Annotated in this window: 11 protein-coding genes; 1 reads left to right on the top strand and 10 read right to left on the bottom strand. The window is 58.8% G+C overall.

Going from position 1 to position 15,418, the window contains the following annotated elements; genetic code table 11:
- Nucleotides 1–84: 84 nt before the first annotated feature.
- The 4 genes from EBC_RS21210 to EBC_RS21195 all read right to left on the bottom strand — a co-directional run bounded on the left by EBC_RS21210 (nucleotide 85) and on the right by EBC_RS21195 (nucleotide 3,741).
- A complete protein-coding gene (locus EBC_RS21210) occupies nucleotides 85–1,203 on the bottom strand; it encodes an NAD(P)/FAD-dependent oxidoreductase (protein ID WP_013203916.1) in 1,119 nt (372 codons plus the stop codon).
- 57 nt (nucleotides 1,204–1,260) lie between these two features.
- Nucleotides 1,261–2,034, bottom strand: coding sequence for an amino acid ABC transporter ATP-binding protein (locus EBC_RS21205; protein WP_013203915.1), 774 nt, complete (start codon nucleotides 2,032–2,034; stop codon nucleotides 1,261–1,263).
- A 1-nt stretch (nucleotide 2,035) separates the two neighbouring features.
- Complete coding sequence (locus tag EBC_RS21200; protein WP_013203914.1) at nucleotides 2,036–2,848, bottom strand: amino acid ABC transporter permease; 813 nt, start codon at nucleotides 2,846–2,848, stop codon at nucleotides 2,036–2,038.
- Nucleotides 2,849–2,910: 62 nt separating this feature from the next.
- A complete protein-coding gene (locus EBC_RS21195) occupies nucleotides 2,911–3,741 on the bottom strand; it encodes an ABC transporter substrate-binding protein (RefSeq protein WP_013203913.1) in 831 nt (276 codons plus the stop codon).
- Between the two features lie 201 nt (nucleotides 3,742–3,942).
- Between EBC_RS21195 and EBC_RS21190 the strand changes: the two genes are divergently transcribed.
- Nucleotides 3,943–5,031, top strand: coding sequence for a LacI family DNA-binding transcriptional regulator (locus EBC_RS21190; protein WP_013203912.1), 1,089 nt, complete (start codon nucleotides 3,943–3,945; stop codon nucleotides 5,029–5,031).
- Here the strand turns inward: EBC_RS21190 and fucO are convergent.
- The 6 genes from fucO to EBC_RS21160 all read right to left on the bottom strand — a co-directional run bounded on the left by fucO (nucleotide 5,003) and on the right by EBC_RS21160 (nucleotide 15,407).
- Entirely contained in the window at nucleotides 5,003–6,154 is a 1,152-nt protein-coding gene (gene fucO / locus EBC_RS21185; RefSeq protein ID WP_013203911.1) for a lactaldehyde reductase, read from the bottom strand. The two genes, EBC_RS21190 and fucO, sit on opposite strands and share 29 nt — an antisense overlap.
- Before the next feature lie 137 nt (nucleotides 6,155–6,291).
- Nucleotides 6,292–7,893 (bottom strand): APC family permease, encoded by a 1,602-nt coding sequence (locus EBC_RS21180; RefSeq protein WP_013203910.1) that lies wholly within the window; start codon nucleotides 7,891–7,893, stop codon nucleotides 6,292–6,294.
- 338 nt (nucleotides 7,894–8,231) lie between these two features.
- The gene (gene ampH / locus EBC_RS21175; protein WP_013203909.1) at nucleotides 8,232–9,425 is read right to left on the bottom strand and encodes a D-alanyl-D-alanine-carboxypeptidase/endopeptidase AmpH; all 1,194 of its coding nucleotides are present in this window, start codon (nucleotides 9,423–9,425) and stop codon (nucleotides 8,232–8,234) included.
- Between the two features lie 130 nt (nucleotides 9,426–9,555).
- Nucleotides 9,556–11,136 (bottom strand): methyl-accepting chemotaxis protein, encoded by a 1,581-nt coding sequence (locus EBC_RS21170; RefSeq protein ID WP_013203908.1) that lies wholly within the window; start codon nucleotides 11,134–11,136, stop codon nucleotides 9,556–9,558.
- A gap of 106 nt (nucleotides 11,137–11,242) precedes the next feature.
- On the bottom strand, nucleotides 11,243–13,540 hold the full coding sequence (gene opgB, locus EBC_RS21165) for a phosphatidylglycerol--membrane-oligosaccharide glycerophosphotransferase (RefSeq protein WP_013203907.1): 2,298 nt from the start codon (nucleotides 13,538–13,540) through the stop codon (nucleotides 11,243–11,245).
- Nucleotides 13,541–13,913: 373 nt separating this feature from the next.
- Entirely contained in the window at nucleotides 13,914–15,407 is a 1,494-nt protein-coding gene (locus EBC_RS21160) for an FGGY-family carbohydrate kinase (RefSeq protein ID WP_013203906.1), read from the bottom strand.
- Nucleotides 15,408–15,418 lie beyond the last annotated feature (11 nt).

The raw sequence follows: 15,418 nt of genomic DNA, 5'->3' as shown, positions 1-15,418 counted from the left end.
ACGGGGCGTAACCTTGCCAATAACGGTCGGTGTAACTTCACGATTAAGTCAGGCGTAACCTCGTATCCGGTTACGCCTGACCCCTTAAAACCGCTCTGCGCGGAACGCCGCCAGCATCGGATGTTTTTCCCCACTGACAATTTCCCCGGCCAGCAGCTCGCCAACAATCAGCCCCAGCGTGGCGCCTGAATGGGTGAAGGCGACATAGCAGCCCGGCACTTTTTCCAGTTCACCCAGCACCGGATCGCCATCGCCCGGGATCGGCTTCAGCCCGGCCTTCCAGCCAGCGGCTTGCAGCGGCGGATGCCCGGCCAGCAGCTTCGTCGTCTCCGCCATCAGCTCGGTGACCACCGCCGGCGGGATCTGATAGTTGCCTGCGGCATCCTGGGTAAACTGCGCTTCATACCAGTCATGATCCATCACTAACGTACTGCCCGGATTGGGTCGCACCGCCGATCGTGGCGTATTCAGCACCGCTTTCAGCCCGTGATCGACCGGTTCGCTGGTTACCAGCATCGACACGGGCGAACCGTTGGGAATGGTCACGCCCAGCGGCTTCACCACGTCAGGGGTATACGGTCCGCAGGCCACCACCACCACCCCGGCGGAAAACGCACCGGCCGCAAGGGTGGACACGCCGGTGGCGCGTCCTGCGCTGTCGGTTTGCACCGTGGCTTTCCCGGCCTGCTCAACCAGCTTGCCGCCCGCGGCCTTGAACTCGGCCAGCAGCTGGCTAATCAGCGGCGGCAGGCTGACCCAGCCCTCGCCGGGATTGAAGATGGCGGTGGCGGCCATCGCCCCGCTGGCGATATTCGGCGTAAAACGGTCGACGGTGTCGGGCCCAACCAGCACCGAGGCATAGCCGTGGGCCGCTTCATAGGCATGACGCGCCAGGCTGCCGGCCTCGTCGTTTTTGCTCCAGCACAGGCCGCCGTCAAAACGCAGCCAGTCGACGTCGGGCTGCTGAGAAAACAGCGTGCGATAGCGGTCGATCCCGGCCATGCGCAGATTATGGTAGGCAAGCGAGCGCTCACCCGCAGAATTCAGCCAGGCCAGCGAGCGGCCGGACGCGCCGGAGGCGGGCTCAGCCTCGGTAATCAGCGTGACCTGTGCGCCAAAGCGCTGCAAATGGGTGGCGATGGAAACACCGATAATGCCGCCGCCGATCACGGCAACGGTCTTGCTTGAAGCGGTTACAGCCATATAACAAATTCCTTATCAGTCAGACAGAGTAAGAGGCGGTCAACGGCCAACAGGGCGTTACAGCACTTCCGAAAGAAACTGGCGCAAACGGGCCGATTGCGGGCGGTCGAAGATCTGCTCCGGCGTGCCGCTTTCGACAATTTCACCTTCATCCATAAACACCACCTGGTCGGCAACCTTGCGGGCAAAGCCCATTTCATGGGTCACCACCACCATGGTCATGCCACGCGTGCACAGGTCGGCCATCAGCGTCAGCACCCCTTTCACAAGCTCGGGATCGAGGGCAGAGGTCGCCTCATCAAACAGCATCACCTGCGGATCCATCGCCAGCGCCCGGGCAATCGCCACGCGCTGCTGCTGGCCGCCGGACAGATCGCGCGGGCGGTGGTCGGCGCGGGTGGTCAGGCCCACTTCATTCAGCCGGTCTGCCGCCAGCTTAAAGGCCTGCTTCTTCGGCAATCCTTTGATTTTCCACGGGGCCAGCGCGACGTTCTGCAAGGCGCTGTGGTCCGGGAACAGATTGAAGTGCTGGAACACCATGCCGATGCGCAGCCGCAGCGCGTCGGGGTTCTCTTTCAACACTGAACGGCCAGCCAGCAACACATCGCCGGATTTCGGCTCGTGCAGCCGGTTGATGCCGCGCAGCAGGGTCGATTTTCCCGAGCCGGACGGGCCAATAATGCAGGTGGTGGTGCCCGGTGAGACGCTGATCGACACCTTGCGCAGCACCTCAATCTCGCCGTAGGCCAGCGTCAGGTCACGCAGCTCAAGGCTGGCGCCGTGAAACGCGCGCTCCTCGACCGGCGCTGCCGGGGAAGTCTGCTTCAGCATCTTATTGTCCTCTGTCGGGCGTCAGCTGCGACGCAGGATGGGTGGCAAGCGCGTTGCGTTGCTGCACTTCGTCTACTTCTTTCAGCCCGCTTTGTGGCGCGGTCGCTTTGCGGCGTCCGGTGCGGTAACGGGCATCGACATAGTTCACCAGATGGGTCATCGGCACGGTGATCATCAGGTAGAACAGCCCGGCCAGCATCAGCGGTGACAGGTTGCCGGTCAGCACTGCCGCATCCTGGCCGACGCGGAACAGCTCGCGTTCGTTGACCATCAGCCCAAGCAGATACACCAGCGAGGAGTCTTTGATGATGGCAATAAACTGATTCACCACCGCCGGTAACACGCGACGGATGCCCTGCGGAATGATGATCAGGCTCATGGCACGGGCGTAGCTCATGCCCAGCGCGCGGCAGGCCTCCAGCTGTCCGCGTTCCACGCTTTGGATCCCCGCGCGGAAAATCTCGCCCATATAGGCGCTGGCAATCAGGCTCAGGGCGAAAATCCCCAGCGGATAGGGGCTGGGGCCAAAAATCTGATAGCTGAAGCGGGCCAAGCCCTGGCCGATCAGCAGGATGGTGAGGATCGACGGCAAACCGCGAAACAGGTCGGTATAGAGGCGGGCAGGAATGCGCAGCCAGCGGGACGGCGAAATGCCCATCAGCGCCAGCAGCAGGCCGATTGAGGTGCCCAGCACGGTGGCGCAGAGGGAGATGATCAGCGTGTTGATCAGCCCGGTGCCGAGCAGCTGCGGCAGAACCTGTAACATCGACGGAAAGTCGAAAAACGTTTTCCTCAGGATCTCGAAAATATCCATAGCAAGGACTCACTTTCTTTAGGCGGCGAGAAGGTCACGCCGCCGGGTAGAGGGGCGCGTTTTCAGGACTGGGTGGTCTGGTCAGCGGCAGGGAGATACTGTTTCGGCATCGGCGAGCCGGGGAACCATTTCTCATACAGGCGTTTCCAGGTGCCATCTTCCATCGCCGACTTAATCGCTTTATCCAGCGCGGTTTTGAACGCCACCTTGTTTTTGGCGATGGCAAAACCCGCCGGCGCGTCAAACGACGGAATGTCTGCGGCATGGATCAGGTCATAACGGTCGGCGTAGGTTTTGGCCGACTCATAATCGAGGAACACCGCATCCACCGTGCCGTTGTTCATCGCCGAGATCGCCGCGTTGTTATCCGGGAAGCGCACCAGGTCGGTCTGTTTAAAGTGATCGACCGCATAAGACTCCTGCAGGGTGCCCTGGATCACCGCCAGCCGGTGTTTGGCCAGCGTATCGACGTTCTTCACCCCCGAGGTTTTGCTGGTCAGCACCGTCAGGTAACCCGCCAGATAGCCGGAGGAAAAGTCCACCGTCTGCTCGCGCGCTTTGGTGATGCCAATCGCCGCCACGCCCGCGTCGTACTGACCGTTCGCCACCGCCGGCAAAATCCCGGCAAAGTCCTGTCCGATAAAGTCCACGTTGTTGATGCCGATGCGGTGCGCCACGTCGGTAAAGAACTCGACGTCGAAGCCGGTGAACTGGCCGTTGGCATCGGTGAAGGTATAGGGTTTGGCATCGCCAAGGCTGGCGACGCGCAGGTGGCCGGGCTCAATCAAACCATAGGGATTGTCATTACTGGCCGCCGAAGCAGCGTTGGTGAATAAAGAGACCGCAGCGAGAAGGGAAGCGGCCAGAGCGATCAGGGGCTTATGCGATTTCATAGTCAGTCCGTTTTTGTTGTGGATAACATCAACGACTATTGAGAGCGGATCGGTTTATTAGTATGAGACCGGTCTCAATGCAGGTGGCTGAAGGGCGACAGGGTGGTTGTGAGACCGGTCTCAAGTCAGCTATAGTGATAGTAGACACAGCCGGTAAAAGCCGTCAATCTTCATCCACTCAACATGTGATTCGAAATTATTATGACCAGAGCAGCAGCACGGGCCAAAGCCCCGACCGTCGCCGATGTGGCCCGCGAAGCGAACGTGTCGAAAGCGCAGGCCGCCCGCGCGTTGGGCGGCTATGGCGCAGTGAGTGACGAGGTGGCCACCCGCGTGACCGATGCCGCCAGCCGCTTAGGCTATCGCCCCAACGAGCTGGCGCGCAGCATGAACACCGGACGCTCGAACACGCTGGGGGTGATTGTCGGCGATATCGAAAATCCGCACTTTGGCCTCGCGCTGCGCGGCATCTCCGACGTGGCGCGCCAGGCGGGTTACCATGTGATCCTCAGCAACAGCGATGAGCAGGTGGACATCGAACAGGAAGCGGTGCGGGTGATGCTGGATAAGCGCGTGGACGGCATTATCGTCGCGCCCTGCAGCTCGGCGGCCGGAGACAATCCGCATCTGGCGCAGATTCTGGCGGATGGCTGTGCGCTGACGCTGTTCGATCGGGGCGTTTACGATCTGGATGTGGAGGTGATCGGCGTGGACTTTACGCCTGCGGCACAGGAAGCCACGCAGCAGCTGCTGGAACTGGGACACCGGCGGATTGCCTATGTCACCAGCATGCAGTGCGAGGGCGGCTATCAGCAGCCGGAGGATTTGGGGCTGACCCCGGTGGCGCAGCGTGTGGCGGGCATGGAACGGGCGTTTCTGCAGGCGGGCGTGACCTTCCTGCCGGAGATGATTAAAACCGATGCGATTGATGATGCGGCGATCGGCAAGATTGTCGCGCAACTGTTTGAGAATGGCCCGCCGCCGTCGGCGATTGTTGCCTCAGACAGCCTGATTGCCCAGTCGCTGATGCGTGAATTCGCGCTGCGCGGGCTGCGGATCCCGCAGGATTTGTCGTTCGTGATGTATGACAATTTCCCATGGACGGAAATCGTTTCGCCGCCGCTGTCGGTGATTGAGCAGCCGGTGTATGAGATGGGCCGGGAAGCCGCCCGCCGCGTGATTTCACAAATCCGTGGCGATGATGCCGGCTCCCAGCCCACTTTCACTCCCCGTTTTATCCGCCGGGGTTCGGTTGGTCCGGTCAGTACAGCTGGCGATACAGCTCGGTAATATCGGCCAGCGTGGCGTCGCGCGGGTTGCCGCCAGTGCAGACATCGTCCAGTGCCGCCTGCGCCAGCGCGGCAATGTCTTCTTCTTTCATCCCGACATCACGCAGCCTGGCGGGGATGCCGACGTCGGCGGACAGCTGTTTCACCGCGTCGACCGCCGCCACCCGCACTTCGCTCAGGCTCAAGCCGCAAACTCTTGGGACGTTCATCGCCCGGGCAATATCACGGTATTTTTCGCCGGTGTATTCGGCATTCCATGCCATCACGTGCGGCAGGATAATGGCGTTGGCCACGCCGTGCGGCACGTTGTAAAACGCCCCCAGCGGATGCGCCATGCCGTGAACCAGCCCCAGCCCGACGTTAGAAAAGCCCATGCCGGCGATATACTGTCCCAGCGCCATATCTTCCACACCCTTGGCTTCGCCTGCGACCGACGCCCGCAGCGAGCGGCTGATAATCTGCATCGCCTTCAGGTGCAGCGCATCGGTTAACTCCCACGCGCCTTTGGTGGTAAAGCCTTCAATCGCATGGGTCAGGGCATCAATGCCGGTGGCCGCTTTCAGCGAAGGCGGCATGCTGGCCATCATTTCGGCATCGACAATCGCCACCACCGGAATATCGTGCGGATCGATGCAGACGAATTTGCGGCGGTTCTCTTCGTCGGTAATCACGTAGTTGATGGTGACTTCGGCAGCGGTGCCGGCGGTGGTGGGAACAGCAATGATTGGTACTGACGGGTTGCGGGTGTCGGCGAAGCCTTCAAGGCTGCGCACGTCGGCAAATTCCGGGTTATTGATAATGATGCCGATGGCTTTTGCCGTGTCCTGCGGGGAGCCGCCGCCGATGGCGATCAGGTAGTCAGCGCCAGCAGTTTTAAACAGCTCCACGCCTTGCTGCACCACGCTGATGGTCGGGTTCGGCACCACCTCGTCATAAATCATATAGGGCAGATGGTGCCGGTCGAGCAGCGCGGTGACTTTCTCCACCACGCCGGCTTTCATCAGCGCCTTATCGGTCACCAGCAACGCTTTGGTAAAGTGGCGTTTGTTCACTTCACTGACGATTTGCGCGATCGATCCCGCACCAAACCAGGCTGTTTCATTCAATACCATTCTGTGTTGCATATCGGCTCCTGCCTTGAAGGTTTTTATTATTACTCGAGAGGTCGGGGGGAAATATGCGCAGGAAATAGCCGGTGGGGTATTGATGGAGATCAGTCCAGGGCGAGTTTTTCTCGCCCTGGTGAGGTTAACGCGATGGATTAATTGTGGGCATATTTGCCGGACGGTTTTTCGTCAGCGTCGGTGGAAATTTCTTCATCATCGGTGATTTCGGGCACCGACAGGCTGGCCGCCACGCCCCAGTAGTAACAAAACAGAGAGGCGATAGTTACCAGGATCATATCGGTCGGCGACGCGATCGCATTGATGCCGCCAAAGGTGCCGAGATACGACAGGATCAGCACCAGCAGATAGTAGACCAGCAACCACCAGGCGCATTTCAGATCGCGGCCTGAGGTGTCCGACTTCTTACCGAATAGCGCATAGCCCACCCACGCCAGCACCAGAATCGGGATCAGAATTTCGTTAACCGACCAGCCGCTCCAGTAAATTAGCAGCGTACTGGCGACAAACGCCAGCGGGCTGAGGATGGCGGCAACCGGCAGGCGGAACGGACGGGGCATATCCGGCAGATGACGACGGAATGCGCCCAGGGTGATCGGGCCCGGCATATAGGTGAACACGGTGGCCGAGGTAACGGCACCAATCAATCCGCCCCACACCTGGAACTCCGACGGCAGCGTCCAGGCAATCGACAGGATCAGTGACAGCCATAGCGCGCCGCGCGGCACGCCGGATTTGGCATCCACTTCACCAAAGATTTTAAAAAGGTGGCCGTTACGCGCCCAGGCAAACAGCACGCGGCTGGCCCCGGCGAGGTAAATATTGCCGGTACCGGCCGGAGAGATCACCGCATCGACGAGGATCAGGTTAATCAGCCAGGTGATCCCCAGGCTGCGCGCCAGATCGGCATACGGCGACTGGAATACCTGCTTCAGACCATCCCAGCCGTGCGCCGACAGCGCTTCGGACGGCACCGCACCCATAAACGCATATTGCAGGGCGATATAGATCACGAAGCTCACCGCGATGGCGATGATGATCGACAGCGGCACGTTGCGCTGCGGATTTTTGGCCTCACTGGCGAAGTCCACCGCCTGGCGGAAGCCGAGATAGGCAAACACGATGCCGGCACCGGTCAGCGAGGTGAAGATGCCATGCGCGCCGCCCGGTGGCGGTGGTGGCACATCGAGGTTGGCGCCGTGGTAATACATAAACAGCGTGCCGATGGTCAGCAGCGGCACGATGAATTTGAAGGTGGTGACGATGGTGTTCACCCGGCCAAAGAAGCTGACGCTCCAGTAGTTCAGCAGGAAGAAGCCGACCAGCAGCAGGATCTGCACCGCGAAGCCCAACGCCGTCGGGCCGCCCGCGCTGTTACTGACCGCCGGCCACCAGTACTGGGCATACTGACGCACCGCTTCCACTTCCACCCCGGCGGTGCTGGTGTAGGCCAGCAACGAACTGACGCCGATCACAAAGCCGACCACGTTGCCGTGTGAGAAGTTGGGGTAACGCACAAAGCCGCCGGCGCGCGGAATGGCGGCAGAAAGCTCGGCAAACACCAGGCCAATCATCAGCACGATAATCGCCCCTAAAATCCATGCCCATCCGGTCTGTGCCCCGGCATAACCGGAGCTGGTCAGCGCCGCATACAGCCAGCCGGAGCCGATCATCGAGCCGATCCCCAACAGGCTGAGATCAACCAACCCTAACTTTTGTTTAAATGCCGCCTTCGCCATAGGAACCTCATGATGTGATGTCGCGAGTTATTGCTTATCGCTTTCTATTTTGGGTAATACGGTAAAAGGGGGATGTAGCATATTACGTGCCAGTAAAAATAACGGCGCGTGACGGTATTAATTTACCGGCGAGTTTCTGATGATATAAGGGCGTAATACGGGCGGAATAATTGCGGAGGGCGTTGAATACATTCGCGAAGAAAAAAGGCGGTGAGCGCCAGCAGTGCGTTGCGCACCCGGATGATCCATTATTTAAACTTTATAATGGATATTTACATCCAGATATATTCGTGGCTTATTCCCGGCGGATTTAAGGCGTCCGCCGGGTGAATCGCATATTAGTTGGACATAATGCTGGCCGCTAATTGCGCACTGTCAGGCGTATTGCCGATTAATTCGGTCAGCAGATTATTCACCCCATCGCTCATCGGCGTGAAGTGCGTTTGCGCCGAGCGGGTGACCACAATAAACACGCCAACGCTGTACTGCGGCACCATCGCCATATAGGTAATAAAGCCACCGCCACCGCCGGTTTTCTGAATGATGCCAGGACGGCCGCCCTGAGGCGCCATATATACCCAACCCATGCCCAGCGCCGTGGCTTTGCCCGGCACATCCATGCCGATGACTCTGCTTAACTGGTCGCGCTGATAAATCATGGTCTGAATGCGGTCGGCCTGCGGCGTGCGCGGATGCACGTCGGAGGAAAGGAACTGCTGCATCCAGCGGCCCATATCATCCGGCGTCGAGTAAATGCCGCCGCTGCCGATCGCCGCCAGCGTATTCATGCACGGGCTGGCGCCTTTCGCGGCCACCATCAGGCGACGACACTGGTCCGGTGACGGCGTAAAGGTGGTGTCCTTCATGCCCAGCGGACGGGTAATTTCACGCTGAAGCAGCGCCGGATAAGGCACGCCGGAGGCTTTAGACAGCGCATCACCCAGCAGATCGAAGGCCAGATTAGAGTAGGCCGCCTGGCTGCCCGGCGCGGCTTTCAGCTGGGCATTGCCCAGCCAGTTCCAGCGCTGAGCGTGCGTCGGCCAGACAAACACCGGACGCTGCGCCTTACCGCCAGGCTGTTCGCGAGGCAGGCCGCTGGTGTGCGTCGCCAGGTTGATCAGGCGAATGGTTTGCCCGGCGTAACCCGGCACGCTGCTGCCGGCAGGGGCATATTTGCTTAACGGATCGTCAAGGCGAACCACGCCCTGTTCAGAGAGCTTCACCAGCAGTTCGCTGGTCAGCAGTTTGGTCAGCGAGGCAATGCGGATCACCGAGTCTTTCTGCGGGCGCACGTTGCTGCCTGGACGGACATAACCCTGGCTGGCAAAAACGCGCTGGTTGGCATCAATTGCCACCATCGCCATGCCGGTTGCCTTGGTGTTGTAGAAGATGTTCTGCGCGTAGCGGTCAACAATCTGGGACGCAAGAAGCGGGTCGGGGCTGGTTCTCGCTGCCATGCCGCTAAGCGGAAGGGCAACAAGCATTAGTGCCAGCAAACGGTGAAGAAGGGGTTTCAACGTGCGGTCATCCATCTGAGTCAGGCTTAAGAGAAACCTTATAGTAATCTGTTTTAACCCGGCTTAAAAAGCCGTCAGCGTGCTTTTATCAGCGACTTTCGCCACAAATTTGTATCAAGAGGGCACTGGCGTGCCCTCTCAACAATCAGGCCAGCGCCTGACCGTGGTAGTGCGCGTCGTTAACCTTGAACACGCTGATCGCCCGCGACAGCTGTTCTGCCTGCTCTTGCAGCGATTGCGCCGCCGACGCCGACTGGTTTACCAACGCGGCGTTCTGCTGCGTCACCTGGTCCATCTGGGTGATCGCCATGCTGATCTCGTTGATGCCGGTGCTCTGTTCTGAGCTGGCAATTGAGATTTCGCCCATGATGGCGGTCACGCTTTTCACGCTGCTCAGCACTTCTTCCATGGTGGTGCCGGCTTTTGCCACCTGCTTGCCGCCTTCGTCCACTTTGCTGACCGAGTCTTCAATCAGTTGGGCAATCTCTTTCGCCGCTGAAGCAGAGCGCTGCGCCAGGCTGCGCACTTCCGAGGCCACCACCGCAAAGCCGCGACCCTGTTCACCGGCACGCGCCGCTTCTACCGCCGCGTTCAGCGCCAGGATGTTGGTCTGGAAGGCAATGCCGTCGATCACGCTGATGATGTCGACAATTTTACGTGAGGAGCCGTTAATCATCTCCATGGTGCTGACCACCTGCTTCACCGCATCACCGCTCTGGCTGGCAACTTTCGACGCCAGCGCGGCCAGTTCATTGGCCTGGCGGGCGTTGTCGGCATTCTGCTTCACGGTTGAGGTCATCTGCTCCATTGCCGAGGCGGTCTCTTCCAGCGAGCTGGCCTGCTGCTCGGTGCGTGATGACAGGTCCATATTGCCCGCTGAAATTTCGCTGGAGGCGTTATGGATCAAATCGGTGCCGGAGCGCACTTCGGTGACGATGCGCAGCAGGTTTTCGTTCATGTGCTTCAGGGCCTGCATCAGCTGACCGGTTTCATCGGTAGAGTTGACGCGGATCACCGTGCGCAGATCGCCAGCCGCCACGTTTTCGGCAATGGTCACCGCTTCACGCAATGGACGCACGATTGAGCGGGCGAGGAAATAGCCCAGCAGGACTGCGGCCAGGATCGCCAGGGCAGAGAAGATCAGGGTGATTTGAATCGCACTGTTCCCTTCCGTGCCGGCCAGCGCGCCTTCAGCGACCAGCTGTTGCGACTGCGAGTCGGCAAAGGCGGAGGCCAGATTCAGATAGGTATTCTGTGCCGGGGTCATTTTTTGCAGGGCGAATTCGGCCGCTTCATCTTGTTTACCGGCACGGATCATCTCCAGCAGCGTGGATTTAGCCGTTTCAAATGTCTGAGCCGCTTCTTTAACCGCCTGAATTTTTTTGATACCCACGGGCGTGGTTTGCAGCTGGGCAATTTTGCCCACCGCCAGATTGGTTTTGTCGGTGGCGTCAGTCAGCTGACCGAAGCGCTTAACGTTGTATTGTGGGCGGGTGGTGTCGATAACCATGCCGCGCAGGAATTTAATCTGATCGTTGACGCCATCGCGCACGTCAAATGCCAGGCGGACTTTGATATAACGATCGCTGACGATGCTGCTGACCGCGTCGTTAATGGTGTTGATTTTGACTACTGCGGTGACGCTCACGATGATCAACAACAGGATCACCAAACTGAACGCAGCGCCGAGGCGAACCCCGACCTTCATATTTTTCACTGATGCCATCACATGTTTCCCTCTGAAAGACAGGGCTTTCGTTTGCGCCCCTGAAGCAGGTTAAATCGGCAACAGGGGCGAAAACTTGATGAATATTTGTGAGGCGGGTCTCAGTTTATTCGGTGGTGGTCACCTGCAGGCTGACCAGGCCGATGCCCAGCTTACGCGCTGCAAAGCCGTCGATAGCGCCTTCGGCGGTCTCTTCCGGCGCTGGCGGCAGGATTTCAATGGTGCGCGACTGCGACGGATTAGTGAAATGAATCTTAAGCGTGCTGTCGGCATTGGTCAGCGTAATCTGTTGCGTGCGGTCACCCACCTTAACGGTGAACGGCTTCTGGCTGTTTTTGCCAAAGGCCCGCGCGGTCAGCTTCAGGTCAAAGGCTGCCGGCAGCGGTTCCAGATACTGCACGGTGACGGTCGGCAGCAGATTGGCGTCAGACCAGCGTCCACCCCAGGGTTCGATAAAGGAGAGGCCGGTGACCTTTTGCACCTGCTTCGGCAGGCCCGGCAGGCCGAACATGATGTGGTCGGCGGTATAACGCAGATCGTCATCGGTGACTCTCAGGCGCGTTACCGCCTGCTGATAACGCGCGTCGCTGTTATCGCCGGTCTGTTTAAAGGTGACCTTGCCCAGCGTGTTGCCCGGTTCAATCTGCTCAATTTGTGGCGCAGAGTTCAACGTGCCGTCAGCGACGCACAGGCCAGGGTTCAGCTCCAGCTTCTCGTCCCAGACATCGCCCATTTTGAAGCAGCGGTCAATCCAGACAAACTTCTCGTCAGGCGCAAAGTTCGCCAGCTGCTGCTTTAAGGGAGTTGCGAGGTAGACGTCAAACTTTGGCTCAATCCTGTTCGGCTTCACCGACAGCAGCAGCGGCAGCTTGAAGTGCATGCCGGAGAAGCTGAAGGTGTTGCTGACCGTATCAATTTTGTAATCGGAAATCGATTTCGGGAAGTTCCACAGCTTGATGATGTCGGGCTTCCACTCGTTGATTTTGTCTTTGATATTCAGATAGGTGGCCACCATAGAGGTTGACGACAGGCTGCTGCGGCCAAGGCCGATAAAGTTATCGCCACCCATCGCATCCAGCACCGTCGCGCCGTTATCCAGCGTGCTGCGTTTCACCGGCAGCACTTTGCTGGTGACGTCGTTGCCGCGCACCATAAAGAACAGATCGCTGCGGTCGTGCTGGTTCAGGTATTTGTAGGCGGTGTTGTTCATCGCCAGGTGATCGGAACTGACCACGATAATGGTGTTTTTAAAGTACGGCGTGGCCTGAATGCGCTGGATCAGCCGGGCAATATGTTCCTGGCTACAGGCCACTGCGGCAAAGGATTTGTTCGGTTTGCCCTCATACGGATAGTCTTTGCGCTGGCAGCTGCGCGAGATAAATCCGTCCGGATGATGGGTATCGACGGTTAACGCAAACAGTGAGAAAGGGCGGTTCTGCTTCGCCAGCTCAAGGTATTTATCGAACACCACGTCCAGCAGCGTGTCGTCATACCAGCCCCAGTCGTTGCGGTAGTTGGGATCTTTGACCACCGATTTCAGCTCGTTATAGCCATACAGATGGTCGAAGCCGTGCGAGGAGAGGAACAGATCTTTGCCGGCGAAGCTCAGGCTCGCGCCCTGGTAAAAGTAGTTCTGGTAGCCGGAAGACTTCAGGATGTCGCCCAGGCAGACGTTCTGCGGGTAGAAGGTGGAGAGCGAGCTGGAGGCATTGCCGTCAAACGGCGCAAACAGCGGAATACCGCACTGCGAGGCCACCATGCCGGCAATGGTATATTCGGTTCCCGGCAGCTGTTCGGTATTGCTGAAGTCGTAAGCGTTATCTTTAATCTTGCTCAGTTCCGGCGCCAGACCAGGAAAGGCTTTTTCATCGAAGTAGGTGCGTTCCAGGCTTTCGGCATAGATATAAACCAGATTGGGCTTATCCCCGCGAAGCTGTTTTCCCGGCACTTTGTAATGGGTATAGAAATCGGAGTTACCTTTTCCGACCTGGGATTTAATCAGGCTGGCCACCTGCTGATAGGCCGGCGTGGTATTGATCGAGGCAACGGCCAGAATCACCGCCAGCAGGCTGTAGAGCGGACTGGCGCGATGGCCTTTGCGCAGGCGTAACAGCCAGGACAAAACGCCAAACAGCACAACCAGCCCGACAATCAATCCCACCGCCGGAAGAATATATTTGCTGATCCCCGCGCCGCTTAAGCTGCTGGTGATGGTGTAAATAACCGCGTCATTAATGCCTTCGCCGGTAAAATAATTACTCGCGAGCATCGAGGCGTTCAGAATGATATAGATGCCAAGAAACAGCAGAATAGCGCTGAACCACAGTTTATTTCTTCCGGCTTTCCAGGTGTAAAGCGACACTGAAGCAATGAACAGTACCAGCGAGAGTAATTCTGAACCCATGAGCTTATTTTTATCCTCAACCTGACGCGATCCCAGCCCTGTGCCGGAAGTAGCAGTGGTCTGATCTGCGCGTAATATGCCAATTTAGCGCAGCGAATTATCCCTGGCAATGTTGTTACCACCCAGCAAAATGCGGCTGACCGCGTGGTTTATGACGGTCTGTTTACACTTTGTTTAAGTTTGTATTATTTTCAAATCGGTAACATTAACATTTTGTGGGGCATAAGCGGGCCAGATGACGGGAAGTTCGTTGAATTATAAGCAAAATGCGGAAGTCGTCCGCCAGCCTGCTTGCGGAGTGTTAAGTTAAATTAACGTTATTTACCCGGCGGCTACCCAACAGCGACGTAACGGAATTCAGATTTAGATCACGTTAAGCCAGGTCGTTAAGCTCTTCATGCCAGAGGCTGTCCATCGCCCGCTCCAGCTTTTTGAACAGGCGATAACGGGGTTCATGGAAGGCAACGCGGGCAGCGTCGGGCTGCAAAATCACCGGGTTGAGCTTGACCGCCTGCGCCACGCCTTCCGCCAGATTCGCCCAGATCCCTACGCCGACGCCGGCACAGATTGCCGCGCCCAACGCGCCGGTCTCTTTACACTCCGCGACCTGAATCGGGATCGCCAACACGTCGGCAAACATCTGTGGCCAGACGCAGCTGCGGCTGGCACCGCCAGAAAGGGTAGCCGAGGTGAACGGCAGTCCGGCCGCGCGCAGCCGATCGATATGCGCACGGTGAGAAAAGGTCACGCCTTCAAATAAGGCGAACAGCATATCGGCGCGGGTGTGCCAGCCGCTGAGGCCATAAAATCCGGCCTTGGCCGGTTCTTCTTTCCGGCCGGAATAGAGGTAGGGATGGTAGACCGGCAGATGCGCATCCGGCACCACCTTTGCCACTAAATCACTGCTTTGTTCTGCGCCGCTGCCGCTGCGGCCGTCGGCAAACTCGCGGATAAACCAGTCCAGATTGGTCGCCGAGGTGGCGCTGGCTTCAATCGCCATATAGCGATCGCGCTCAATCAGGGCGTTCATAAAGACCGGGCGCAGGTAATCAGGACGGGACACCACCACCTGATTAATGCTCCAGGTGCCTGCCACAATCGAGGCTTCGCCTGGCAACACCACGCCGGAGCCAACGGCACTGGCCACCACGTCAAAGATCCCCGCCACCACCGGAATACCGGCAGGTAAACCGGTAAGCTGCGCGGCATGTGGGGTGACGGTGCCGACCACTTCGCAGGATTCATGCAGGGCGGGAAGCAGCGGCAGGGCGTCCGCCAGGTCGTACAGGGCCAGCAGGTCGGCGCTGTAGCCGCGAACGCGGTGATCAATCAGCCCGGCTCCGGACGCATCGGAATAGTCAGCACTGACTTCGCCAGACAGGAAGTGACTGATAACGTCCTTGGCACAGAGCACATGGCCGATGCGCTGATACAGTTCCGGCCGGTTTCGCTTCAGCCAGCTCAGCAACACCGGCGTTGAGCTGGCCCAGACTTTTTGCAGCGAACGGGCATAAATCGCCGCTGCGTTGCCGCTCTGTTCCAGCTCCTCCACCCGGTCGGCGGCGCGGCTGTCGACCGACTGAATGCCGATTAACGGCTGCTGCGCCTGATCCAGCGCATACAGCCCGTTGCCATGTCCGGCGGCACCGACGGCGATCACCTGCGCATCCGGCATCTGTGCCAGGCAGGCTTTGATGGCGGCGGTGACGCCCAGCCAGACCTCGTTCACCGGTCGTTCGGCATAGCCGGGCTGTGGCTGGTGGGTTTCGCCCGCACAGCTGGCAACGGCGCGAACCGTGCCATCCAGATCGAACAACACCGCCTTAATCATGGTGTTGCCGGCATCAATGCCCAGCAGTTGGCTCATCGCATTTCTCC

The organism is Erwinia billingiae Eb661, from assembly GCF_000196615.1.
GTDB classification, from domain to species: Bacteria; Pseudomonadota; Gammaproteobacteria; order Enterobacterales; family Enterobacteriaceae; genus Erwinia; species Erwinia billingiae.
This window is presented reverse-complemented; position numbering and strand designations above follow the sequence as displayed.